Below are 25,988 nucleotides of genomic sequence, written 5' to 3'. Positions count from 1 at the left end.
GTCGGGGCTGCCGAGTGACGACCTCGCCGGGGGGAAAGGTTTTTCACGATGCGTGTGCTGGAAAACTTCGTCGGCGGAGCCTGGTCTCGAGCTTCGGGGGCGACGCGCCTCGAGGTGAAGAACCCGGCGACCGGGGAATCTCTCGCGGAGGTGCCCCTCTCGACGGCGGCCGACGTCGACGCGACGGTGAAGGCCGCGCAGGCGGCGTTCCCCGGCTGGAGCGCGACGCCGCCGGTGCAGCGGGCGCGCTACCTCTTCAAGCTGCGCGAGATCTTCGACGCCCATCGCGACGAGATCGCGGCGATCTGCACCTCCGAGCACGGCAAGACGCTGGCCGAGGCCCGGAACGATTTCGGTCGCGGCATCGAGAACGTCGAGCACGCGGCCGGCATCCCGGCCCTCCTGATGGGGCAGGCCCTCGAGGACGTCGCGTCCCGGATCGACTGCCACACGATCCGCCAGCCGCTCGGCGTCTTCGCCGCGATCACGCCGTTCAACTTCCCCCCGATGGTGCCGCTCTGGTTCTTGCCGTACGCGATCGCGACGGGGAACACGTTCGTGCTCAAGCCGTCGGAGCAGGTCCCGCTCTCGCAGCAGCGCATCTTCGAGCTGATCGAGCAGGCCGGGCTGCCGCCCGGGGTGGTGAACCTGGTCCACGGCGGCCGCGACGTCGTGAACGCCTTCTGCGCGCACAGGGACATCGCGGGCGTCTCGTTCGTCGGCTCGTCGGCGGTCGCGCGCCACGTGTACAAGAGCGCCGCGGAGGCGGGCAAGCGGGTCCAGGCGCTCGGCGGGGCGAAGAACTTCCTCGTCGTGATGCCGGACGCCGAGCGGCAGATGACGGTCGCCAACGTGGCCGAGTCCATCTACGGCTGCTCCGGCCAGCGATGCCTGGCCGGCAGCGTCGTCGTGTGCGTCGGCGACACCTACGAGGCCGTGCGCGACGGGCTCGTGCGCCACGCGAAGGGGATCGTGCTCGGCGACGGATCGAAGCCGGGCGTGACCATGGGCCCGGTGATCTCGGCGGCGCACAGGGACCGGGTGCTCTCGTACATCAACCAGGGCGTGGCGGAGGGGGCCACGCTCCTCCTCGACGGCCGGGACGCCAGGGTCGAGGGGTATCCGAACGGCAACTGGGTGGGGCCCACGGTCTTCGACGACGTGCGGCCAGGGATGGTGATCGCGACCGAGGAGATCTTCGGGCCGGTCGCGTGCCTGATGCGCGCGAACGACCTCGACGAGGCGATCGCGATCGCGAACCGGAGCGAGTACGGCAATGCGGCGTCGATCTACACGTCGAGCGGCCGCGCGGCGCGCGAGTTCCAGCACCGCGCCGCTGCCGGGATGGTCGGCGTGAACATCGGCGTCGCGGCGCCCATGGCCTTCTTCCCCTTCGGCGGCCAGAAGGGCAGCTTCTTCGGCGATCTCAAGGCGCACGGCCCGACGGCCATCGACTTCTACACGGAGCGCAAGATCGTCATCACGAGGTGGTTCTGATGGCACGGAACGTACTTGGCGGGCTGATCCAGTGCTCCACCCCGATCGGCGACGACGGCGCCTCCGTCATGGCCATCCGGGACGCGATGTTCGAGAAGCACCTGCAGTTCATCGACGAGGCGGGGAAGAGGGGTGTGCAGATCCTCTGTTTGCAGGAGGTCTTCAATACACCTTACTTCTGTCCTTCGCAGGACGCGAAATGGTGCGATGTGGCCGAGCCCGTCCCCGGACCGACGGTCGAGCGGCTCGCGGCGTACGCCAAGAAGTACAAGATGGTGATGATCATCCCGATCTACGAGCGGGAGATGGCGGGCGTCTACTACAACACGGCCGCCGTGGTCGACGCCGACGGCACGTACCTCGGCAAGTACCGGAAGACGCACATCCCGCACACGAACGGGTTCTGGGAGAAGTTCTTCTTCAAGCCGGGGAACCTCGGCTATCCCACGTTCCAGACGCGGTATGCGCGGATCGGCGTCTACATCTGCTATGATCGCCACTTCCCGGAGGGGGCGCGGCTGCTCGGCCTGAACGGCGCCGAGATCGTGTGGAACCCCTCGGCGACGGTCGCCGGGCTCTCCCAGTACCTCTGGAAGCTCGAGCAGCCCGCGCACGCCGTGGCCAACGGCTACTTCATCGCCGCCTCGAACCGCGTCGGCACCGAGGCGCCGTGGAACATCGGCAAGTTCTACGGGACGAGCTACTTCTGCGACCCGCGGGGCAGCTTCCTCGCGACGGGGAGCGAGGACAAGGACGAGCTCGTCGTCGCCGAGATGAACCTCGACCTGATCGAGGAGGTGCGGAGGACGTGGCAGTTCTACCGCGATCGCCGGCCCGAGACGTACGGCGAGCTCACGGAACAGCTGCCCTGAGGGCCCGGGGCGGCGGGAGGACGGCGAGGTCGGGCAACGAGCGATGCGAAGTCCACCGCGAAGACACCAGCAGCGCCGGGGCGCTGGTCGCGGCCGGCTCTCCCCCCCGGCGTTTCCCCCGCCATGGCGGCGCCGCCCCCCGGAGGGGACGCGCCGCCCGGCGCTCACCCGCGGAGGAGCAACATGGGCATCCTGATCAAGAACGGCGAGATCATCACAGCGAGCGACCGGTTCGTCGGCGACGTCTACTGCGAGGACGGGAAGATCGCCGCGGTCGGCGCGGGGCTGTCGAAGGAGCGCGCGGGGGACACCGTGATCGACGCCTCGGGGCAGCTCATCTTCCCCGGCGGGGTCGACGCCCACGTGCACATGGAGCTGCCGTTCATGGGGACGGAGAGCTCCGATGATTTCGAGACCGGCACGGCGGCGGGCGTCGCCGGGGGCACGACCTCGATCATCGATTTCGTGATCCCGGCCCGAGGGCAGGCGCTGCTCGACGGGCTCGCGATGTGGAACGAGAAGGCGAAGAAGGCGGTCTCCGATTACGCCTTCCACATGGCCGTCACCTGGTTCGGCGACGACACGCTCGAGGAGATGGCCGTCTGCACGCGCGAGCACGGCATCCCGTCGTTCAAGACCTTCATGGCCTACCGCGGGGCCATCGGCGTCGACGATCCGGAGCTCATCCAGGTGATGCAGGCCGCCAAGGGCCTCGGCGCGCTCGTGACCGTGCACGCCGAGCACGGCGACGCGGTCGTCGCGCTCCAGAAGAAGCTCCTGAAGGAGGGCAAGACCCACCCGCGGTACCACGCGCAGAGCCGCCCCGCACCGATCGAGGGCGAGGCGACGGGGCGCGCGATCATGCTCGCCCGGATGATCGGCGAGCCGATCTACATCGTCCACCTCACCTGCAAGGAGGCGCTCGCCGCGGTCACCGAGGCGCGGAGCCGGGGCCAGGTGGTCATGGCCGAGACGTGCCCGCAGTACCTCCTGCTCGACGACTCGGTCTACGAGAAGCCCGGCTTCGAGGGGGCGGCCTACGTGATGAGCCCGCCGATCCGGCCGAAGGGCCACCAGGACGCGCTGTGGGCCGCGCTCTCGTCGGGGCTCATCCAGACCGTGGCGACCGACCACTGCCCCTTCAACCAGGTCGGCCAGAAGGACATGGGCAAGGACGATTTCTCGCGGATCCCGAACGGCGCCGCGGGCATCGAGAACCGCCTCGCCCTGCTCTGGACCTACGGGGTGCTCGCGGGGCGGATCGACGTCCACCGCTTCGTCGATCTCTTCTCGACGCAGCCGGCCAAGATCTTCGGGCTGTACCCGCGCAAAGGCTCGATCGTGCCGGGCGGCGACGCGGATCTCGTGGTCTTCGACCCGAAGGGGACGAGCACGATCTCCGCGAAGACCCACCATCACCGGTGCGATCGGAGCATCTTCGAGGGCTTCGAGGTGAAGGGGAAGCCGACGCACGTCATCGTCAACGGCCGGGTCCAGTGCACGGACGGCAAGCTCGACGTGCAGCGCGGCGCAGGGCGCTATCTACCCCGCCGGCTCGCCCCGACCCAGGGAGCCCAGGCCTTCTAGCCACCACGCACCATCCGAGAGGAGCCGCGCGAGCGCCAGCATGACCCGAGCCCCGATACGCCTCTCAGCCCTCCCGTCCGGCCGGATCGAAGAGCGATTCGAGGACAAGAGCCCGCGTTACACCGACGCCGAGGCGGTCGCCGAGGCGAACCGGTGCCTCTATTGCGTCGACGCGCCCTGCGTCAAGGCGTGCCCGACGGCGATCGATATCCCGAGCTTCATCCGGAAGATCGCGGCCGGCCAGGTGAAGGGCGCGGCCCGCACCATCCTCACGGCCAACCTGCTCGGCCAGTCGTGCGGGCAGGCCTGCCCCGTCGAGGTGCTCTGCGCGGGCGACTGCGTCTACAACGGGTGGGGGCGAGAGCCGATCGCGATCGGCCGCCTCCAGCGCTACGCGGTCGAGTCGGCCCTCGCGCGCGATCCGCGGATCTTCCGGGCGAAGCCGCCCACCGGCAAGAGCGTCGCGCTCGTGGGCGCGGGGCCCGCGTCGATCGCCGCGGCGGGCTACCTCGCCCTCGAGGGGCACCGCGCCGTGATCTTCGAGCGGAAGGCGATCCCCGGCGGCCTGAACACGCTCGGGATCGCGCCCTACAAGATGAAGGGGCACGAGGCGCTCCACGAGCTCGAGTGGGTCCTGTCGCTCGGGGACATCGAGCTCCGCGCCGGCGTCTCGGTCGTCGCGCAGGCGGCCGGGCCGGGGGAGGTCTCCGCGCGCGACCTGGTCGCGGAGTACGACGCGGTCTTCCTGGGGCTCGGCCTGGGCGCCGACGCGCGCCTCGGCCTCCGCGGGGAGGACGGCGACGGCGTGGTGGGCGCGACCGCGTTCATCGAGCGGCTCAAGGCCGACCCGGGCCTCGACCTCGCGGGCGTGCGGCGCGCCGTCGTCATCGGCGGCGGCAACACGGCGCTCGACGTTGCCCACGAGCTGGCCCTGCTCGGGGTCGAGGTGGCCGTTGTGTACCGCCGCTCCGAGGCCGAGATGTCGGGGTACGCGCACGAGCTCGAGGGCGCGCGGGTCGCCGGCGCGCGCCTCGTCGAGAACCGGGTGCCGGTCGAGGTGGTGCGCGAGGGCGGCAAGGTCGTCGCGCTGCGGATCGCGCCCGCCGACGCGCCCGCCGACACCGGCGCGCGGGGCCCGGCGCCAGGGCCGGCCCAAGAGGAGCTCCTGCCCGCCGACCTCGTCGCGGTCGCGATCGGGCAGAGCCGGGCGACGCAGGTGGCGCTCGCGTTCGAGGGGGTGGTGCTCGACCCGAGGGGGCGCGTGGTGGTCGATCCGGCGACGCACCGCACGGGCAACCCGAAGGTCTACAGCGGCGGCGACTGCGTGAACGGCGGCAAGGAGGTCGTCAACGCGGTCGCCGAGGCGAAGATCGCCGCGCGCGCGATGCACGAAGCGATGACGACGGGGGCGGGCGGCGCGGCGCCCTTGCCCTCACCGCAAGGGAGCTGAGCGATGGCCGACCTCTCTATCGACTTCGCCGGGATCAAGAGCCCGAACCCGTTCTGGCTCGCCTCGGCGCCGCCGACCAACACCGGAGATCAGGTCCGGCGCGCCTTCGACGCCGGCTGGGGCGGCGCCGTCTGGAAGACGCTCGGGAACCCCATCGTCAACGTGTCGAGCCGGTTCGGCGGCATCGACTACGGCAACACGCGGCTCATGGGGCTCAACAACGTCGAGCTCATCACCGATCGCCCGCTCGACGTGAACCTCAAGGAGATGCGCGAGATCAAGCGGCGTTACCCGGGCCACGCGCTCATCGCCTCGCTGATGGTCGAGACGAAGGACGAGTGGCGCGAGATCATCCGCAAGGCCGAGGACACGGGCGCGGACGGGCTCGAGCTCAACTTCGGCTGTCCGCACGGGATGTGTGAGCGCGGCATGGGCTCGGCCGTCGGCAACGAGCCGGCGGTCCTCCAGGAGATCGCGCGCTGGGCCGTCGAGTTCGCGACGACGCCGGTCATCGTGAAGCTCACGCCCAACGTCGGCGACATCCTGGAGCCGGGCGAGGCCGTGCTCCGCTCCGGGGCGCACGGCGTCTCGCTGATCAACACGGTCAAGTCGCTCATGGGCGTCGATCTGGAGCGGATGGTCCCGCTCCCGCGGGTCGGCGGCGCGTCGACGAACGGCGGTTATTGCGGGCCCGCGGTCAAGCCGATCGCGCTCCACCTGCTGAGCCAGCTGGCGCGCCACCCCGGCGTCGGCCGGCTGCCCATCTCCGGCATCGGCGGCATCTCGAACTCCCGCGACGCCGCCGAGTTCATCGCGCTCGGCGCGACGAGCGTCCAGGTCTGCACCGCGGTGATGCATTACGGCTACCGCATCGTCGAGGAGATGATCGAGGGGCTCAGCGACTGGCTCGACGATCACGGGATGCGCTCGGTGAACGAGCTGCGCGGCAGGGCGATCCCGCAGGTCCAGGAGTGGGGCGAGCTCGACCTCTCGTACCGCGTGGTCGCGGACATCAGCGCCGACAAGTGCATCGGGTGCCAGCTCTGTTACGTCGCCTGCATGGACGGGGCGCACCAGTGCATCCACCTGCCGGGGAGGACGGAGGCGGAGGCGCGCGCGGCGGGCCACACCCACCTCCCGAAGGTCCTCCCGGATCGCGCGGTGACGGCGGATCCGAGCGGGGACGCGGCGCCGTCGCGGGTCCCGTTCGTCGACGAGGAGGAGTGCATCGGCTGCAATCTGTGCGCGCTGGTGTGCCCGGTGCCGGGGTGCATCACGATGAGGGAGGTGCCTTCAGGCAAACCCCCCGAGACGTGGAACGACCGTGTCCAGAAGGGGACGGACTTCGTGCCCGGCGGGCTGGAGACGACGGCGCGCGCGCGGAGCTCGTGATCGCGGGCTCCTGGCCAGGCGGCCAGGAGCCCGCGACGACCGCGAGCGCGCCGGGGCGCTGCCCGGGCTACGGGGCGAGCTTCACGACGATCGCGTCCGCGCGGTCGTACGTGCCAACGCCGATCACGTTGCCGGCGCTGTCCACGGCCAGATCGAAGATGTCCCCGTGCTCCGCGTCGCCGATCGGGTCGACCGACCACAGCACGGCGCCCGACGGCGAGAGCTTCGCGACAGCGCCGGGCGGGTTGATGAACACGTTGCCAGCGCCGTCGAGGGCGACGGCAGGGATGCCCCAGGTGTTGGAGAGCAGGCCGAGGCCCGTCGTATCGACGCTCCACAGCGGCGCGCCCGAGGCGGTGAGCTTGGTCACGGTCGTGCCCAGGGCGACGATCAGCTCCCCGGACGGGGTCGCGGCGACGTCGGCGTCATCCGGCGTGCCGGAGACGACCTGGCTGAAGACGTGATTCCCGGCCGCGTCGAACTTCGCCAGGTACATGCCGTGAGCCGTCGGCGAGCTCGCCAGCGGTCCGCCACCGAGGTCGAGCGCGCCGGAGAAGCGGCCGAGGACGATGACATTGCCCGCGCCGTCCACGGTGACGCTCGCAGGGTCGCTGTCGTACGGGTCGCTCGCGAAGGTCCTGGTCCAGATCGGCGCGCCCGCCGCGTCGAGCTTCGCGACCAGGAGATCGCTGCCCGGCCCGCCGGCGAGGGGGCCGGTGCCGAGATCGACCGTGTCCCACAGGACGCCGGCGAGCGCGGCGGCGCCCGCATTGGCGCGGGCGACCTTGACCTGGCCGAGGCCAACGACCTCCGCGAGGAGGTCGCCCGACGCGGTGAACCGCTGCAGGCCGAAGTTCGAGCCCGCGATCAGCTCGCCGGACCCCGACGCGGCGACGCTCAAGAAGGTGCCGCCGTGCTGCGGGCGCCTGTCCCACACGTGGTTCCCCGCGGCGTCGAGCTTCGCGAGGAACTTGGTGTCGAGCATCCCCTCGGGGAGCGGCCCGCCGTGCCCGGCGAAGTCGATCGGGCCATAGGCGTAGCCGCCGAAGATCACGTTGTTCGCGCCGTCGACCGCGACGGCGCGCGCGCGCATCGACTCGTACCAGCCGTTGACGAAGCGCCTGCTCCAGAGGACGCTGCCGGGGGCGCACGGCGCGCAGCTCGGGCCCCCGCAGTCCACGCCGGACTCGGCGCCGTTCTGGATGCCGTCCTCGCAGGTGTCGTGGTAGCAGACAGTGAGCGCCGGCCGCTCCGTGGCGCTCGCGCTCTCGCTGCTCCGCAGGGTGCTCCGGGTCACCGCGGCCTCCTCGATCAGCACGCCGTGGTTGGCGATCTCGCCGCTCACCCAGGCCTGCGCGAGCGCGGTCACGTCGATGTTCCGGAAGCCGGTGGTGCCGGAAGGACCGCCGGTGACGAAGGAGGCCTCGATCGCAGGATCGAAATGGCCGCCGCCGCCGGAGTTGCCCCACGTGATGCCCGACTCCGTCCACGCGGCGGTGGCCCGGTGGACGCGCACGGTGCTGCTCTCGAGCTTGTACGTCTGGTACAGCGACAGCGTCGCCGAGGCGATCTCCGCGCTCGCCGGGACGCCGGCGAGGTTGAACCGGAGGAGGCTCCGCCGGACGCCGCCCGTGCCGGTGCCCGTCGAGAGCGTGGTGCTGGCGCCGTCGTTCCACGTGGGCGATACCTGCCAGAGCGTCGCGTCGGCCACGTCGCCGCCAAGGCCGCGCCGGAAGGTCACGCACCGCGGGTCGCACGCGTCGCCATGCCCGTCGGCGTCGCCGTCCACCTGCGACGGATTCGCGGCATCAGGGCAGTTGTCGTCCGCGTCGATCACGCCGTCGGCGTCGCTGTCCTGCGCGAGCTCGAGCGCGTACGCGGGGGAGCCCACGATGACCGAGCTCCCCGAGATCGCGACGGTCTTGCCGAACGCGCCGCCGGTCGGTCCGCTGCCGGCGAGCTTGGCCTGCGGGCCCTCGACCCACACGCCCCCGCTCCGCACGAACACGTAGGCGGCGCCCGCGCCCCCGGTCCCCCAGGGCGCCCCGACCACGGCCGTGTCCGCCGAGATCGCGACCGAGGCGCCGAAGCCGTCGCCCGCGGCCCCGTCGCCCGGGACGAGCCTGGCTTGTTGCGTCCAGGCGCCGCCGCTCTTCACGAACACGTACGCCGCGCTCCCGGGCGCCCCGACGATCGCGGTGTCGCCCGACATGGCGATCGCGTCGCCGTTCAGGTGGATCGGGGTCGAGCCGTCGACCGCGATGAGCGCCGTCCGCTCCGAGGCGGCGAGCGGATCCACCGTCACCGGGTACGCGGCCCCGGCGGTGTCCACGCGCAGCGACAGCGTGCGCTCGTCGACGCCGAGCTCCATCCACGCGGGCAGCGTCCGCCCCGCGGCGTCGGTGGCGTGGAGATCCGTGTACCGCATCGCCACCGCGCCGGACGCCTCGCGCAGCGCGACCCCCTCGCCGCCGGCGAGCGGCGTCGCGCGGAGATCGCCGCCCAGGGCGAGCTCGATGACGAGGTCCTGGTCCCCGGCGGCGAGGCAGGGAGGCGCACCGGGCACCGTGAAGCCCTGCTCCAGCCCGAGCGGCCCGTTCACGTACCACTCCACGAGCCCCTCGCCCGGCGACGCGCCCTGCCGGCGGAGCTCCACGCGGTTCTTCGTGGCGGTCGGCGCCGCACGCGGCACCTCGCGCAGATCGCCCGCGCAGCCGTACCGGGCGGCGGCCATCGAGAAGCTCCACCGCGCCTCGCCCTCCGGGGCGATCCGCACGCCCGACGCGCTGAAATCGGCCGCGAGCCGGTGCGCCGGGTTCGGCGCGCGCAGGCTCGCCTCGTTCCCGCCCGGAGACGCCTCGATCACCCGGTAGCCCTCGGGCGCCGACGCCTGCACGGCCGCGATGTACGCCGCCCGCAGGCGCGCGGGGCCCAGCGCCGTGTCGGGCGCCGTGGTCGCCGCCGCCGCGCCGTCCACCGACGGCGCGGGGTCTCGCGGCGCCTCGGTGGAGGCGCAGCCCCCCACCATGGCGGCTGCGGCCATCACCTGTCCAATCCTCCCCATTCGATGTCGCATAGGCTGGCTCTCCCTCTGGCTGACGCTCGCTGACGCTCCTCCGCGCAGGCGCACCGGGCGCCGGAGCGCTCCGCGCCGGAGGGCAGCGAGCTCGCGGCGCCTCATCGCAAGGTCCGCGCCCTCGCCGCGGACGGGGGCCGCGCCCTCGCGATGGACGAGGAGCGCAGCCGTCGCCGGCGCCCTCTGCCGACCGAGGCGGGGTCCAGGGCGCCCTCGCGGCCCGCTCCTGGCTCCTGGCCGGCCATCGGCGGCACGAGGACGTGCCATCTCGGCCGACCGTGCGCGCCGGACGGTCCTCCGACAGGGCGCGCCGGGGCGACCTCGAAGCGCCCCGGTGAAGCGGCGCGCGGCCCGCGTTTGCGAGCGACGCGCGGCCGCGTCCGATTTCGTGACACGCGCGACGCGGTGACCGGAACAAACAACACGGAGGGCAAGAGCCCTCGCTGGAGGAACATGGTCCCGAAAGACGCAGCGACGATCACCCCGCGGAATCGCGGTCTCACGCCGAACGCCCAGGCGAAGCAGGGGCGGGCGGGCATGTCCGATCACGATGAGCGGGCCGAGCTGCTCGCCGATCACCGCCCGGAGCTCGCGCGCCTGCTGCAGAGCCTCCCGGCCCGCAGCAGCGCCCCCGCGCCGCTGACGGGTTATCTCCTCTCCTTGCGAGAACCGACGGGCTATCTCATCGCGATCGGCCTGCAGCAGCGCGACCCGGCTCTCGAACCCGAGCGCATGCTCCGCGCCGCCCTGGCCGCGGGCGAGCGCGCGCCGATGCTGGTCGGCGTGATGGCGCGCTCGGCGATGGCCGACATCATCGCGCCGCTCGCGCCGGTCACGCGCGCGGTCGCCGCGCGCCTGAAGCGACCGGCCCCCTCCGGCACGCTGCGGGTCGTCGTCGCTGCGGCCGGCGGGGCGGAGCTCTTCACCGTGAAGCTCTCGGAGCTCACGTCCCCCTCGTCCGGCTCCGGCTGAGCGAGCTGCCCGCTCCGGCGCTCACTCGTTCGCGTAGACGCGCCGCTCGCTCGAGTCGAGCCCCAGGTACACCACCCGGCTGTCGAGGCTCGCGCCCCCGCGCTCGGCGCCCTCGGGCGCCGGCCGGCGGTCGGCGGCCTCGTCGCCGTTGCGCAGCGCCTCGTACTCCGCGACGGAGGCGCGACGGCACCCGTCGAGCGGGGCGTCGATCTCGAGGGCGGCCACGAGCGCCCCGGCCTCCGGCCCGATCCTGCCCGCGAAGAACTCGGCGCAGCAGCCCGAGCCGTAGCTGAACAGCCCGACGCGCTGCCCCTCGAGCGCGCGGGCCTCCGTGTTGAGCAGGGACGCGAGCGCCAGGTAGAGCGAGCCCGTGTAGATGTTGCCGATGCGCGACGGCAGATCGAGCGACGGCTCCACCTCGACAGCGAAGCTCTCGTCGGCGGCCTGCTCGGTCAGGCCGTCCATCGCCAGCCGGTGGCGGTGGGCCTTGCGGGCCATCTTGCCGTAGGGGACGTGATAGCAGGTGCGCGCGAGGGGATCGCCGTCGCCCGCCACGCGGCGCCAGTCGCCGTAGGCCCCGGCGAGGGCGTCGAGGTAGCACTGCACCGAGTAGTGACCGTCGACGAGCGCCTCCTTGTGGTGGAGCGGCCGCCAGAAATCGTAGACGTCGCGCGCATACGTGCCGGTCTGGCCGACCTCGATCTCGACGAGGCGCGGGCGCTCGCGCACGAGCAGCGCCACGGCGCCGGCGCCCTGGGTGGGCTCGCCCGCCGAGCCGAGCGCGTACCGCGCCACGTCCGAGCACACGACGAGCGCGGCGCGGCCGCGGGCCGAGCCCGAGGCGATCCAGTCCACCGCGTTGAGGAGGCCCGCGGTGCCCCCGAAGCAGGCGTGCTTGGCCTCGAAGACCCGGCACGCGCTCGGCAGCCCGAGCAGGCCGTGGAGGAAGGAGGCCGCCGGCTTCGCGTGGTCCACGGCGGTCTCGGTGCCCACGACGCAGAGCCCGATGTCCGCGGGGCTCGCGCCCGACCGCTGGAACAGCCGGCGGGCCGCGTTGGCGCCGAGGGTGATCGGATCCTCGTCGGGCGCAGCGATCGCCATCCGGCGGGTCCCCAGGCCGGTCAGGTACTTGGAGGGCGCGATGCCCCGCGCCTCGGCGAGCTCGGTGAGCTCGACGAAGCGGCGGGGGACGGCGAGCGCGATCGCATCGATGCCGATGCGAGGAAAGTCATGACGTAGGCTCATACCTGCATCCTAGGGGCGCATTGTGCAGAGACCATCCAGCCCATGCGGAGCGTCCGAGGAGCCGAGGCGCCCGACGGCCGCGGCGCCGCGTTCCAGCTGGCGCCCTCGCTTCACGCAACCGGTGGCGCGTGGCGCGTGGCCACGTGGCCGTGCCCGCGCCTCCATCCACCGCGCCTCGCCGTGCGCACCACGTGGAATGACAAAGACGCTTCCATGATACATGTCATGGAACAGCCTCCGAGAAAAATCGCGGTCAGGTCAAAATCGTCACCACATCTCGTTGCAATTGTGCAATCTGAAATAGCGCGTTCATGCGCCCTAGCGGTCGAGGTTCATGTGAAGCTCTCCCGGTCTACCATGTTGGTTCCGCTTCTTGGGTTGGGTGTTCTGGTGATGACCGGCGCCGCAGGGTGCTCCTGCAGCTCCGGGGCGGAGGGCGACGCGGACGCGACGGCTGGAGCGAACGTCGGTGGAGCCGGCGGCGCGGGCGGGGGCGGCGAGGGCGGCGGGGGCGGGGGCGGCGCGGGCGGTGACGACGGGGGGATGATCGGCAACGGCTCCAGCGGCGCCAACACGGGTGGCAGCGGCCCCGTGACGCCCGATACGGCCTGTGTCGCCACGGTCGCCGAGGCCACGCTCACGAAGCGGCCGGTCGACATCGTGTTCGTCATCGACAACTCGCCCAGCATGGCGAACGAGATCATCAGCGTACAGAACAACATCAATGAGAGCTTCGCCTCGATCATCGGCGAGAGCGGCATCGATTACCGCGTCATCATGATCTCCGCGCACGGCGCTGCGGAGGAAGACGACTCGATCTGCGTCGGCGCCCCGCTCAGCACCGAGAGCTGCTCCCCGGTCCCCGAGGCACCGGGGAACAACCCGCCCGTCTTCTACCATTACAGCCACGAGATCAGGAGCAACGACGCGCTCTGCGTGCTCCTCGGGAGCTACAACGGCGGCCTGCCCGACGAGCACGGCGTGGCGCCGTCCGGGTGGTCGGAGTGGGTGCGCGAGGACTCGTTCAAGGTGATCACCGTGATCACCGACGACCACGTGGGCTGCCAGTCGACGCACCTCCCGCGCAACATCTATATCGACGACACGCGGCAGCCCTGGGAGGACGTCGCCACGGACTTCGAAGAGCTGCTGTTCGGCCTGGACCCGGCGGTCTTCGGCGACGCGACCGCGCCCAACTACGTCTTTCACAGCATCGTCGGGCTCCACGAGAACACGGTCGCCACGGACGCCTACGCGCCCGATGCGGACGTGGTCGAGGAGACGTGCGGCACCGCCGTGGCGCCGGGCACGGGTTACCAGACGCTCAGCAAGAGGACGGGTGGCCTCAGGTTCCCGCTCTGCCAGACGGACTCTTATGACGTGGTGTTCCAGGCGATCGCGGAGGGCGTCATCACGGGCGCGGTGGTCGCGTGCGAGTTCGAGGTGCCGGACTCGCCGCCGGGGGAGATCATCGACCTCTCGACCGTGGTCGTCCAGTACACGCCCGGCGACGGGAGCGAGCCGCAATCGTTCGCCCAGGTGGCGAGCGCGGCAGCGTGCGCCCCGGGCTCCTTCTACATCGAGAACGACATGATCACGCTCTGCCCCGACGCGTGCCGGCTGGTCCAGGACGACGCCATGGCGGCGGTCGACGTCCTCTACGGCTGCGATCCCGAACCGGCGCAGTGAGCTTGTCGGGCCGGGCGGCGGCGCCGGTGAGCGCGGCCGCCGCCCGCTTCTGACCGGCGCGGGGCGCGTCGAGCGCCCTGCGCGCCCGCCGCAAGCGCGGCGGCCGGGCGGCCGCCTGGCGCGTATCCGGCGCGGACGCTCAGAGACAGCAGCGGAAGCCGATGTCCGCAGACGGGGTGAGGCGATCCTGGTCCAGGAGCGCATCGCACCTGGCCGCCTTGAGCGTGCCGCGCGCGACGTCATCCGCGTCCTGCTGCGAGGCCCGCGAGCCGCCGCGGACGAGGCAGTTGCCCTGCGCGTCGCAGGAGTTCTCCCACTCCGCCACGTTGCCGCTCATATGAAAGAGGCCCGTGATTCCGCCTTCGCAGGGCGAGATCTGCGGGAGCGGGTTGGGGGGCACGGGCTTCCTGGCGAACTCGCCGCTCGGGTCCTCCACCTTGCAGGTCGCCTCACTATAGAGATCGCTGTACGGGTATTCGTTCACGCCCTGGCCGGAGCACGCGTTGAACCACTCGCTCCGCGTCGGGCTCGCGACGTCGGCAGGCGAGTTCGCGCCTCCGCCGATCCTGCCGCAGAGGTGTTTGCCCATGTAGGAGCAGTACGCGTAGGCGTCGCACCAGTCGACGTGGGTGACGGGCACTCGCCCCTCCGTGTAGGGCCACCCGCTCGAGGGACGGTAGATGTTCCCCGCGCACTCCGCCGGCATGCCGGCGAGCACCGGGTTCGCCTGGAGGAAGACATCGTAATCCTGCTTCGTCACCTCGTATTGATCGATGCAGTAGCTCCCGCCGCCGCTCACGGGCGAGATCACCATCCACGCCGGGCACGCGCAGACGCGGTTCGTGGTGTTGCAGATCGACGTCGCGCAATCGGTGTTGGTGGTGCAACGCTGCCCCGCAGGGCACCGGGTGCTGCACCCCTCCGTCCCGCCGCAGTCGATGTCGGTCTCCTTGCCGTTCTTCACGCCGTCGCTGCAGGTCGCGGCCTGGCAGACCTGCTCGTAGCAGACGAGCTCGACACAGTCGGTCGATTTGGAGCACGCGTCGCCAGGCGGGCAGCCGGGGCAGATCCCCCCGCAATCGATGTCGGTCTCCTGGCCGTTCTTCACGCCGTCGCTGCAGGCCGGCGCCAGACACTGGTCGTTCACGCAGCTCAACGACTCGCAATCCGAGCCCGCCGCGCAGCCCTTGCTGGTCTTGCACGGCGGGCACGCCGGGTTGTCGTCGCGCGGCGCGGCGCCGCCGCCGCAGTCGGTGTCCGTCTCGTCGCCGTCCTTCACGCCGTTGTCGCACCGCGCCGCCACGCACGCGCGCCCGGCGCCGCCGCTGCCCCCGCCGCCCTCCTCGCACCGCCCTGAGAAGCAGTCCGCGGCCTCCGCGCACGCCTGATCGACCCGGCACGGCGTTGCGCAGGCGCCGCCGCAGTCGACGTCCGTCTCGTTGCTGTCCTTCGCGCCGTTGGAACAGCTCGGCATGTCGGCGCCGCCCTGGCCGCCGGCGCCGCCCTGGCCGCCGGCGCCGCCCTGGCCGCCGGCGCCGCCCTGGCCGCCGGCGCCGCCCTGGCCGCCGGCGCCGCCCTGGCCGCCGGTGCCGCCGCCCTGTCCGCCGGTGCCGCCGCCCTGTCCGCTGCTGGTCGTGACGCCGGCAGAGGGCAGGTCCCCCGTCGTGGGAGGCCGGTATCTGTCTTCGCTGCTGCACGAGACAGACACGGCGAGGGCCACGAGGGGAATCAGAACGACGGACGACCTGAGCATGGATCTGCCTCCCTGTGTTCGAACACAAGGTTAGAGGTAGAGGCTCAGCTTACTTGCGACGTCTCCTGTTCCGGGCGACAAAAAGATGCTCCCGCCCGACGGCCGGAATCACCGCCATGTGGGCTCCCCCGGACGCCGTGATGGCCTCTCGCTCTCGCCCGAGCGCGGCTGACGCTTTCAGGGCGCGTGTCCGTCGAGCCAGCCTTGCGCGAGCTCCAGGATCCGCGCGTTGTCGGGGACATCGCGCAAGAAGCGCTCGCGCCAGACAGGATCGCCGATCCTCCCGGCCCGCACGAGCAGCCCGTTGCGGGCCAGGGCGATGGCGCCCTTGGCCTCGGCCATCTGGCCCGTCGCGGCCAGCGCCTCGGCGTGGACCAGGCGCACAAGCGGGCCCTCCTCGTCAGGGCGGCCCGATTCGAGCAGGGACAGGGCCTGCGTCGTGGCGGCGAGCGCCTCGCCGGCGCGCCCGAGATCGAGCAGCGCGCGCGCGCGCGCCGCGATGGCCGCGGGGAGCCGCTCCGGCACCCCCCGCGCGAGCGCCTCGGCCGCCTGCGCCTCCGCCTCGGCGAGCGCGGGCTCGCCCGCGAGGAGCAGGACGCGCGCGAGCTGGAGCCGGCTCTCGCACTCCCGCCGCCGGTCGCCGCGGCGCGTGAGCGCCTCGATCGAGCTCCGCAGGGCCGCCCTCGCCGCGTCGACCTCGCCCGCGTGGGCCAGCGCGAGGCCGAGGTTCTGCAGCGCGTTCGGGACCCGGTCGTCGAGCGCCATCCGCTCCGCCTCCTCGAGCCCGGCGCGGAGGACCCCCGCCGCCGCCTCGAAGTACCCGAACTGGACGTAGCAGAGGCCCATGTTGAGCCGCGCGCGGCACGCCTCGCGGCGATCGCCGATGTCCTCGAACGCGGCGAGCGCCGCGCCCATGCTCGCGATGCAGGCGCTCGGATCGCCGTTGTGCTGCCGGAGGAGCCCGTGCAGGTAGAGGAGCTTCGCCTCGATCATGAGATCCGCGGCCGACGCGTCCTCCGTCGCGCGCTCGACCGCGTCGATCAGCGCGTCGACGCACGCGTAGCGGCCGCCGAGCAGGAGCACGATCGCCCCCTCGAGCAGGCAGGCGTTCCTCGCGATGCGCGCGCCGTCGAGCGGCTCCGTGCCGAGGACGACCATCATCCAGCGCTCGACGCGCTCGTAGTGGCCCTGCTTGTGCCCCGCCCCCGCGAGCTGGGTGAACGCCGAGAACCACGCCACCGAGCCCGGCACGAGGTGCCGCGTCGCCTCGATCCCACGCTGCTCCGCGAGGGCCGGCTCGCCGCGCCAGAGCAGCGCCTCGGCCTCGACCAGGCGGAGCGCGCCCACCGCGGCAGGGTCCGGCCTGCAGGCGATGCCGCGCTCGGCGCAGGCGATCGCCTCGGCGAGGTCGTTGCCGCGGAGCGCTTTGTCGGCGGCGCGCAGGTACCACTCGGCGGCCTTCTCGGGCTCCTCGCCGCGCTCGAAGTGCTCGGCGAGCGCCCTCGGATCGCCCTCGCCGGCCGCCTCGAGGAAGCTGCCCGCGAGCGCGTGGCCGATGCGGAGGTCGCGCGCCGTCAGCATGCCGTAGGCGGCCTCGCGGACGAGCGCGTGGCGAAAGCAGTACTCCGCGTCGTCCCGCGGCCGCCCCTCGCCCCGCCGCACGATCACCTCGCGCCGGAGCAGCTCCGCGAGGACCTGCGCGATGTCGGCGCTCCCGAGGAGCGCGGCGACCGCGCTCGACCTGAACGTCTCGCCGAAGATGCTCGCCGCCCGGAGGAGCCGCCGCGCCTCGGCGTCGAGCGTCTCCAGCCGCGCCTGCACCATGGCCACCACCGTCTCCGGCTGGCCCTCGCTCTTGCCCTCGGCGGCCGCGCGGATCTGCTCCTCGAGGAAGAACGCGTTGCCGTCCGCGCGCTCGATGAGCCTCCCCACGAGGTCGTGCGTCGCGTGCGCGCCCAGCGCCTCGCGCACGAGCCGCTCGCTCGCGCGGCGCGGGAGCGGCGTGAGGTGGAGCTCGTGGGCCAGCCGGCCCTCCCAGAGCTTCGGGAAGAGCCGGCGCACGTCGGGCCGCCCCAGCGCCAGCACGAGCAGCGGCATGTCCTTGAGCTGGCGCAGCGCCTCGTCGACCATCGTGACGGTGGGGAGGTCGCCCCACTGGAGGTCCTCGAGCACGAGGAGCACGGGCCCCGCGCGGCACGCCGCCCGGAGGAAGTCCTCCCAGGCGTGGCGGAGCTGGTCGCCCATCAGCACGGCGTCGCGCCGCGCGAGCCGGAGCTGCACGTCGTGCTCGTCGGGGAACGGCGCGCCGACGAGCTCGCCGAGGAAGGCCGCGACGCGTGGCGCGTCGATGCCCCCGTATTGCTCCACGCGGCTCCGGACCTTGCGCTGCCGCGCCTCCAGGGGCTCGCCGTCGGCGACGCCGAGGGCGTCCCGGAGCGCGCTCGCGAGCAGGCCGAAGGCCGCGCCGGCGCCCATGGGGTCGCCCTGGCCGAGCCAGACCTCGATCCTGTCTCCCCGCTCGCGGAGCTTGCGGATGAGCTCCTTTCGCAGGCGCGACTTGCCCATCCCGGCCTCGGCCGTCACGAGCACCGCGCCCGCGGCGCCCTCGTCGATGGAGCGATCGACCTCGGCCACGAGCATCGCGAGCTCGCGCTCGCGGCCCACGTAGGTGGTCGGCTTGCCGAGCAGCTGCGCGGTCCGCTCGTCGCGCGCCCCGTGCAGGACGCGGCCCGCGGCGTCCTCGGTGACGTCGAACCGCGTGCCGATGAGGCCCGCGGTCACCTCGTCGATGCGGACGCCCGCGGCGGGGGAGCGGTCGTCGTGGGCCGCGAGCATCTGGAAGGCGCGGTCGATGAGCTCGCCGACGGGCACGCGCGCCGAGAGCTCCGCCCGGCCGGTGGCGAGCGCGACGGGCGCGCCGCCGAGCAGCTCCTGCAGCGCGAGCGCGCACCTGGCGGCCCGCGCCGCGAGGTCGGTCGGCGTGCCCGCGCCGGACAGCACGATGAGCGGCGAGCGGCCCTCGAGGAGCTCGAGCTCGCCGCGGTACTGCTCGGCCACGTCGTGCAGCTGCCAGAGCTCTGCCTGGCGCGGCTCCGCCGCGGCGCTTGAGCTGACGGCGCGCTCGCGGGTGACAACGAGGCAGGTCACGCGTCGCTCGCCGGTCGTGAGCTCCACCGCGCGCGGCGGGAAGGAGCGGGGCCCGCCGACGCTGCTCTCGGGCGCGCCGATCGTGGCGATCTCGGCCGCCACGGCGCCGCCGTCGGCCGGCCGGTCCAGCGGGGATTTCGCCAGCATGCGGGCGACGAGATCGTCGAGCGCGGCCGGGGTGCCGGGCCGGAGGTCGCGCGCGCGGGGCGGCTCCTCGAGGAGGACCTTCATCAGCACGGCGAGCCCGGCGTTGCCCTGGAAGGCGGCGCGGCCGGTGAGGCAGCGGTAGAGGATGCAGCCGAGGGCGAACACGTCGGCGCGGGTGTCGACGCTGAGCTCGCCGCGCGCCTGCTCGGGGGCCATGTATCCGGGCGTGCCCAGGACGAGGCCCGCGGCCGTGAGCGGCTCGTCGGTGACGGCGCGGGCGAGGCCGAAGTCGATGAGGTGCACGCGCTCGAGCGAGCCGCCTTCCAGCAGCAGGTTGCTCGGCTTCAGGTCGCGGTGGACGAGGCCGAGCCTGTGGATGGCGCCGAGCGCCCTCGCGACGTGGAGGCCAAGCTCGAGGGTCTCCTCGAGGGTGACGCCCTGGCGGGTGAGCCGGTCGGAGAGCGTCTCGCCGTCGAGCCACTGCATGGCGAGGAACGGCTGTCCCCACGCGGTGGCGCCGTGCGCGACGTAGCGCACGACGCCGGGCACCCGGGCCGTTGCGAGCATGTGGGCTTCGCGCGCGAAGCGGACGAGGTGCTGCGCGCTCTCGGTGGTCAGGAGCTTGATCGCGACCGCCTCGCCGGTCTCCTGATCGCGGGCCCGGTAGACGGCCCCCATCCCGCCCGAGGCCGCGAGGTGCTCGATGCAGAACCGGCCGTCGATGATGTCACCTGCCTGCATCGCTCACCGAGGATCCGGACGGGGAGCCTCGCCGGCGGGCAGCCTGCCAGCGAGGTGAGCGCTGCGTCCAGTGCTCATTGGCGCGGGCGCGTCGCGGCCAAGCGGGCGTACGTCTTAAGGAAATACCCGATCGAGGAGGCCGGTGGCGGCCGTCCGCCTGGCGGCGCGCGGCGCGGTCCTTGGGCCCTGTTCGGGGCTGGGGTCGAGCGCGTCCCTGCGCCGCTATCCCAGCAGCCGCTTCCACTGCTCCGTGAGCCGCTGCGGCGAGACCGGGACCGCCGCCTTCAGCTCGGGCGCGAAGAGCGACACCCTGAGCTCCTCGATCAGCCAGCGGAACGACTCCAGCTCTTCCGCGGGCACCCCCTTGTCGCGCAGCCCCTGCTGGTGCTTGAGGTAGTCCTGCCAGAACGGCAGCACCTGCGCGGCCTTGCTCTGGTCCTTCTGCGGCCCGTTGGGCAGCCGCTCGAGCCGGATCTGCGCGGCGCGCAGGTACCGGGGCAGGTGCGCGAGCCGGTCGACCGGGGCGCGCGAGAAGAGCCCGACCGGCAGCAGGAAGTCGACCTGCGTGCGCACGTCGTCGAGCGCCGGCCTCGACGCGCCCGGCTTGCCCGTCATCGACCGGAGCATCGCCTGCACGCGGTCGAGCTCGACGCCGATCTCCCGCGCCAGCCCCGCGAGCTTCCCGAGCACGCCCTGCAGCGACGCGCGGCCCTTGTCCAGGCGCGCCTGGAACGCGGCCTTCGTCCTCGGAAAGGCGCCGGGATCGCCGAGCTGGAACGCCTCGTCGAGCGCGCGCAGCGCGATCTGCCGGGCGAGGCCTGGCTCGCCCGGGGCCACCTTGGCGCCGAGGCCGCTCACGGCCACGGCGCTCCGCAGCGGCTGCTCGAGCTGGCTCATCTTGCCCCCGAGCTGCAGCAAGAGGAGCCGCCGCAGCCCGGCGCGCGTCGCCTCGGCCGCCGCGGCCCTCGAGGCGAGCACGCGCACCGACACGGACGTCTCGCCGTCGACCAGCGCCGGGTAGCCGAACACCTTGTGGCGCCCGGCGTCGACCTGGACGCGCTCGGGCAGCGCCTCGACGCTGAACGACGTGAGCCCGTCCCGCTCCAGGCCCGCCTTGCCGACCCTCGCCCAGGCCTCGCGCGCCCGGCCCGACAGCCGCTCCTTGAGCTCCCGGAGCTCGCGCCCCTCGCCGATCACCCGGCCGTCCTCGTCGAGCACGCGGAAATAGAAGCGCAGGTACGGCGGCAGATCCTGGGGCCGGAACGCGTCGGCGGGCACGCGCTCGGCGGTGCGGTCCTCGATCGCGCGCGCAAGGACGGCCCGCAGCGGGCCCTGGAACGGCCGTAGCTCCGCCGCGATCTCCCGGGCGACCTCGCGGAGGGGGGCGAGCGGGACGAGCGCCTTGCGCAGCGACTTCGGCAGCGACTCGAGCAGCTGCGCGATCTTCTCGGCGTGCCACCCGGGGATCATCCACTCGAGCTCGTCGGGATCGGCCTGCGGCAGGAGCACGAGCGGCAGCGAGAGGGAGATGCCGTCGTCGTCCTCGCCCGGATCGAAGCGGTAGGAGAGCGGCACGGCGGCGCCGTAGAGGTCGAGCGAATCGGGGAAGCGCTCGGGCGTGAGCTCCGCGGCCTCGTCGAGCAGGACGTCGGCGAGCGACAGGTGGAGCGCCCGCGGGTCCTCCGCCTCGGCCTCCTTCCTCCACGCCTCGAACGTCTTGCCGTTATAGACGCCCTCGGGGACGCGCCGATCGAAGAAGAGCTCGAGCGCGTGCTCGTCGGCCAGCATCTCGCTCCTCCTCGCCTTGTCGCGCAGCTGGCTGACCTCCTCGAAGAGCCGCCGGTTCGCCTCCATGAAGGGCGCGCGCGTCGCGTACTCCTGCCGGACCAGCGCGTGGACGAGGAAGATCTGGCGCGCGGACTTCGGGTCGATCGCCCCGAAGTCGACCCGTCGATCCCGCGCGATCGGCAGCCCGTACAGCGTCACCTGCTCCCGGGCCATCACGGCCGCCGGCTTCGCGGCCCAGTGCGGGTCGCTGTGGCTGCGTTTGCAGAGCGGCCCGGCCGCGGCCTCGATCCACGCGGGATCGAGGGCCGCCACCATCCGGGCGAAGAGCTGCGACGTCTCGACCAGCTCGGCGGCCATGATCCACGCGGGCGGCTTCTTCGCGAGGCCCGACGAGGGGTGGAGCTGGAAGCGCGTCTGCCGGGCGCCCAGGTACACCTTGTTCTCCTGGTTCCACATGCCGATCCGGCTGAGCAGGCCAGGCAGGAGCGCGCGGTGGATGGCGTCGCCCTTCGCGGGCGCGTCGCTCGGCGAGAACCCCATCTCCTTCGTGATCCGGCTGATCTGCCGGTGCACGTCGGCCCACTCGCGCATGCGGAGGTACGAGACGAAATGGTCGCGGCAGGCCTTCCTGAGCTGGTTCTGGGTCAGCCGGCCCTGCGCGTCCTGGTAGAAGCTCCACAGCTTCAGGAGCCCCACGAAATCGGAGGCCTCGTCCTTGAACTTCCGGTGCGCGTCGTCGGCCTGCTTCTGGGCGGCGAGCGGCCGCTCCCGCGGATCCTGCACGCCGAGCGCCGCGGCGATGATCAGCACCTCGGCGAGCGCCCCCTCGGCCTCGCCGCCCAGGACCATCCGGCCGAGCCGCGGATCGAGCGGCAGCCGCGCGAGCTTCCTGCCGGTGTCCGTGAGCTCACCCGCGTCGTCGAGCGCGCCGAGCTCCTCGAGGACCCGGTAGCCCTCGTCCACGGCGCGCTTCGACGGCGCGTCGAGGAAGGGGAAATCCTCGATGGCGCCGAGCCCGAGCGCCTTCATCTGGAGGATGACGCCCGAGAGGCCGACGCGCAGGATCTCCGGATCGGTGTAGGCGGGCCGCGCCCGGTCGTCCTGCTCGTCGTAGAGCCGGAAGCACACGCCGCTCTGCACGCGGCCCGCGCGCCCCTTGCGCTGATCGGCGCTCGCGCGCGAGATGGGCTCGATCTGGAGCTGGGTGACGCCCGTGCGCGGGCTGTAGCGGTTGACGCGGGCGAGCCCGGAGTCGATGACGTACACGATGCCCGGGATGGTGAGCGACGTCTCCGCGACGTTGGTCGCGAGCACGATCCGCCGCCCCGGCAGGGACTGGAACACGCGCTGCTGGTCGCCCTGAGGGAGCCGTCCGTAGAGCGGCAGCAGCGTTGTGTGCGGCAGGCCGTGGCGCGTGAGCTCGGCCATGGTGTCGTGGATCTCGCGCTCTCCAGGCAGGAAGACGAGGATGTCCCCGCGCGGATCGATCGAGGTGATCTCCTCGACCGTGGCGGCGACGGCGTCGGCGACCTCGGCCTCTCCGCTCTCCGGGCGGCGGTGGATGACCTCCACCGGGTACGTGCGGCCGGAGACCTCGATGACCGGGGCGCCGCCGAAGTAGGTCGCGAACCGGTCGGTCTCGAGCGTCGCGGAGCTGACGATGACGCGGAGATCCGGGCGCTTCGGCAGCAGGCGCTTGAGGTAGCCGAGCAGGAAATCGATGTTGAGGCTGCGCTCGTGGGCCTCGTCGATGATGAGCGTGTCGTAGCCCGAGAGCCGCGGATCGCCCTGGATCTCGGCGAGGACGATGCCGTCGGTCATGTACTTGACGTAGGTGGCCGGGCTCGTCCTGTCCGAGAAGCGGATCTTGTAGCCGACCTCCTTGCCGAGCTCGACGCCGAGCTCCTTGGCGACGCGGGCCGCGACGCTTGTGGCGGCGATGCGGCGCGGCTGCGTGACGCCGATCCGGGCGGAGAGGCCGCGGCCCATGGCCAGGCAGATCTTGGGGAGCTGCGTGGTCTTGCCCGAGCCGGTCTCGCCCGCGACGATCACGACCTGGTGCGCCTCGATGGCCCGGGCGATGTCGCGCACCCGCGCCGAGATGGGCAGCTCCTCGGGAAAGCGGACCGGGCCCCTCGACGCGGGCGGGGACGAGGTCCGGCCGCCGGGGGCGGGCGGAGCGGGGGGCTGCTCTTGCGGAACGCGGTGGCTCACGGTGCGCGAGGGGGTAGCACCTCCCGCCGCGGGATGCCGTCCGAAGCGGCGCGCTCGCCACACCGCGCGCCCTGTCGAGGGACCCCTGCGGATGACGATGGATGGATGCGCGCAGTACGACAGCGCGAGCGCGCGGTGCGCTGTCGTCGGCGTCGCGGCGGAGGGCGTCGTCGCGCCGGGAGGGAGCGCACCTTGTCTCCCAAGGCCAATCACGAGTGCCTGGAAAAGCCAGCTCCGGAGGAGCTGGCTTTCGGCGTTCTTTCACTTGAACGTGATGTTGGACACGTACTGGTTCACGTTCCAGCCGTTTCGGCTCGTGACCTTGTTGCCCTGGATGGTGAAATTGTCGAAGTGAATCCCATTGAAGTTCACGGTGCTCGACTTGCCGTGAATGTAGATCTCTTTGTTCACGGCAGAGGCAACATTGTTGATGAACACTTCCTTGACCGTGGCCCGGTTGGGAGCGTTGCGCCAGGTCGCCGTTGCATCTTCTTCGAAGTCGATGATCCTGCCGTCGACCGTTTCAACCCTGACGTCCTGCCAGGTGATGTTCTGGATGACAGCGGTGTCGTCCGCGTTGATCCCGAGAGCCCGGCCGGCCTTGACGATATCGAGGTCTTTGAAGGTGATATCCTCGATCACCTGCCCGTAGGTCTTGGTTCCGATCTTCGTCGCCGCTGAGTTGCTGTAGGCAACCACCTTCTCATAGGTGATGGCCTTGGTGTCCAGCTTGCCTTCTTGCTCGCGCTTCGGCGACATGCTGTCGTCGCCGCTGTAGATGAAGGCATTGTAGAGCCTGCCGTTCGTGGAGCAGTCGAAGTCCACTCCGTCGGTTTGGTTGTAAGCTGTTGTGGTGGGACGGCGATTGATCACCTTGAAGTTCTGGATGGTCACCTTGTCGCTGTCGAAGATCAGTGTGTTCCAAAAGACTGGATCGCGCACGACGATGCCGTCGACCAACACGTCCGTGCTGTCGTCGATTCGGAGGGTGTTGATCTTGAAAGAGGGTGTATCGTTGTTGGTGCCACGGATCTTCGAACCGTTGCCGTCGATCACTCCCCGACCGAGGATCTTCGTGTTGCTCACCTTGTTCATGTGAACCACGCCGTGGGAAGTGTTTTCGACGGCCGGTGCGCCCGTGCCATTGTAGTCGCCCGTGCTGGTCGAACCGTCCAGGATGGCGCCGGCCGCCAGATACATGGTCATGTTGCTCTTCAGCCACAATTCCCCGGTCTTGTAGCGCCCGGGAGGCACGTACAGGATGTTCTGCGCGGATCCGGAGGCGGCGTCGATGGCGGACTGCACCTTGGAGGTGACGAGCGCAGCGCCCGTGTTGTCCACGTCGTAGTCTGCGAGGTTCTTCACGTCGGCATCGCCCAATTTCGGCGGATTGACCTCTTGGTCGTCAATGAGGACGAACAGTAATTCCTTGGAGGCGATCTGCAGGATCAAGTAGTTGGGCCCGCTGTCGAAAGTGAGCGTGTCACCGTTTTTGGTTGCCGACAGCATTCGGCTCTTCGGGCTCAAGGTGTAGGAGTTGAAGCCGCCGTTCACCGTAACGGCGACGGTCGCCTTGCAGCCGCTTGCCACCCCGAAGTGGGCGTAGTGCACCTGCATCTCTTGGCCAAACTTGGTCATCTTTTCGACGAACTGCGCCGCCCCGTTGGCCGTCACCGTATAGAGCGGGCTCTCGGAGGCGCCGGGAAGGGTAGGGTAGGTCATCACTGCCCCGTCGGAATCGCAATCGATGGGCGTGGCCCCGCCGGAGCCTTCACCCGTCTCACCGCCCGAACCCGAGGTAGCCCCACCCTCCGCTGCACCGCCGCCCGCGTTGGTTGCACTGCCGCTTCCGCCTGCGCCATTGCCGCCGACCTCACCTCCGCCGGTGCCCGCTCCTCCGCCGGTGCCCGCTCCTCCGCCGGATGTGACGCCGCCCGAACCTGGAGGAATGACCGTGCCGCCGCTGCTCGTTCCGCCTCCGCCGTCATCGCCGGTTCCGGAGCAGCCTGCTCCGAAAGCCAACGAGACGCCCACTGCGAGGCCCATCACCCAAATGTGAGAAAGGTTCATCTTTGCTCCTCCAAACCGCAGCGGCCACCTTGGCGCTCGCGCGTCAATGTTGCAGTGACGCAAACGGATAGGACGCGCAAACGCGTTCCACAAAGTCAACGTTCACATGGCTGTTCCTGGCTCGTGCAGTCCGACTGTATGAATTCATTGGCAGGACGGGCCTTATGCGATGAGGCAGGTCTTCCACGCCTGAAACGCCTGGGATCACCGCGACATAGCACCAAGCGGAAGGCATCCTACCGTATAGCTGTACCCTACTGAGCTCGTCCAGACGGCCGCCGTCGCGGTTCGCGGCGCGTCGTGGCGGCCGGCGTACGCGCCTCAGGGCAGACTTCCCCCCCGGCCACG

At 71.6% G+C, this 25,988-nt stretch carries 13 protein-coding genes; 7 read left to right on the top strand and 6 right to left on the bottom strand.

Features of this window, described 5'->3' with window-relative positions:
* Positions 1 to 48: 48 nt before the first annotated feature.
* From WMF39_RS34180 to preA, 5 genes are all read left to right on the top strand, one after another.
* Complete coding sequence (locus WMF39_RS34180) at positions 49 to 1,497, top strand: CoA-acylating methylmalonate-semialdehyde dehydrogenase (RefSeq protein ID WP_437740663.1); 1,449 nt, start codon at positions 49 to 51, stop codon at positions 1,495 to 1,497.
* Positions 1,497 to 2,369, top strand: coding sequence for a nitrilase-related carbon-nitrogen hydrolase (locus WMF39_RS34175; protein WP_437740662.1), 873 nt, complete (start codon positions 1,497 to 1,499; stop codon positions 2,367 to 2,369). Before WMF39_RS34180 ends, WMF39_RS34175 begins: the two co-directional genes overlap by 1 nt.
* 183 nt (positions 2,370 to 2,552) lie before the next feature.
* Positions 2,553 to 3,956 (top strand): dihydropyrimidinase, encoded by a 1,404-nt coding sequence (gene hydA, locus WMF39_RS34170; RefSeq protein ID WP_437740661.1) that lies wholly within the window; start codon positions 2,553 to 2,555, stop codon positions 3,954 to 3,956.
* 40 nt (positions 3,957 to 3,996) lie between these two features.
* A complete protein-coding gene (locus WMF39_RS34165; RefSeq protein ID WP_437740660.1) occupies positions 3,997 to 5,406 on the top strand; it encodes an FAD-dependent oxidoreductase in 1,410 nt (469 codons plus the stop codon).
* A 3-nt stretch (positions 5,407 to 5,409) separates the two neighbouring features.
* Entirely contained in the window at positions 5,410 to 6,798 is a 1,389-nt protein-coding gene (gene preA / locus WMF39_RS34160) for an NAD-dependent dihydropyrimidine dehydrogenase subunit PreA (RefSeq protein ID WP_437740659.1), read from the top strand.
* A gap of 67 nt (positions 6,799 to 6,865) precedes the next feature.
* Here preA and WMF39_RS34155 read toward each other — a convergent pair whose 3' ends face one another.
* Positions 6,866 to 9,841 (bottom strand): DNRLRE domain-containing protein, encoded by a 2,976-nt coding sequence (locus WMF39_RS34155; protein WP_437748065.1) that lies wholly within the window; start codon positions 9,839 to 9,841, stop codon positions 6,866 to 6,868.
* A gap of 570 nt (positions 9,842 to 10,411) precedes the next feature.
* Here WMF39_RS34155 and WMF39_RS34150 point away from each other — a divergent pair.
* Entirely contained in the window at positions 10,412 to 10,846 is a 435-nt protein-coding gene (locus WMF39_RS34150) for a hypothetical protein (protein WP_437740658.1), read from the top strand.
* A gap of 21 nt (positions 10,847 to 10,867) precedes the next feature.
* Here the strand turns inward: WMF39_RS34150 and WMF39_RS34145 are convergent, their stop codons facing one another.
* Positions 10,868 to 12,091, bottom strand: a complete 1,224-nt coding sequence (locus WMF39_RS34145) for a hydroxymethylglutaryl-CoA synthase family protein (RefSeq protein ID WP_437740657.1) — start codon at positions 12,089 to 12,091, stop codon at positions 10,868 to 10,870.
* Between the two features lie 357 nt (positions 12,092 to 12,448).
* Between WMF39_RS34145 and WMF39_RS34140 the strand changes: the two genes are divergently transcribed.
* Positions 12,449 to 13,780, top strand: a complete 1,332-nt coding sequence (locus WMF39_RS34140) for a hypothetical protein (protein WP_437740656.1) — start codon at positions 12,449 to 12,451, stop codon at positions 13,778 to 13,780.
* 139 nt (positions 13,781 to 13,919) lie between these two features.
* On the opposite strand, the gene WMF39_RS34135 is transcribed toward WMF39_RS34140, so the two are convergent.
* From WMF39_RS34135 to WMF39_RS34120, 4 genes are all read right to left on the bottom strand, one after another.
* Positions 13,920 to 15,533 carry a formylglycine-generating enzyme family protein gene (locus WMF39_RS34135; RefSeq protein WP_437740655.1) on the bottom strand — a complete coding sequence of 538 codons (1,614 nt, stop codon included), beginning with the start codon at positions 15,531 to 15,533 and terminating at the stop codon, positions 13,920 to 13,922.
* A gap of 177 nt (positions 15,534 to 15,710) precedes the next feature.
* Positions 15,711 to 19,568, bottom strand: a complete 3,858-nt coding sequence (locus WMF39_RS34130) for a serine/threonine-protein kinase (RefSeq protein WP_437740654.1) — start codon at positions 19,566 to 19,568, stop codon at positions 15,711 to 15,713.
* A 222-nt stretch (positions 19,569 to 19,790) separates the two neighbouring features.
* Complete coding sequence (gene hrpA / locus WMF39_RS34125) at positions 19,791 to 23,570, bottom strand: ATP-dependent RNA helicase HrpA (RefSeq protein WP_437740653.1); 3,780 nt, start codon at positions 23,568 to 23,570, stop codon at positions 19,791 to 19,793.
* A 261-nt stretch (positions 23,571 to 23,831) separates the two neighbouring features.
* Positions 23,832 to 25,640 (bottom strand): glycoside hydrolase family 28 protein, encoded by a 1,809-nt coding sequence (locus WMF39_RS34120; RefSeq protein ID WP_437740652.1) that lies wholly within the window; start codon positions 25,638 to 25,640, stop codon positions 23,832 to 23,834.
* Positions 25,641 to 25,988: the final 348 nt, after the last annotated feature.

The organism is Sorangium sp. So ce1504, assembly GCF_051521635.1.
Classification (GTDB): domain Bacteria; phylum Myxococcota_A; class Polyangia; order Polyangiales; family Polyangiaceae; genus Sorangium; species Sorangium cellulosum_B.
Note: the sequence above shows the minus strand (reverse complement) of the source record. Positions and strands in the feature narration are given on the sequence as shown.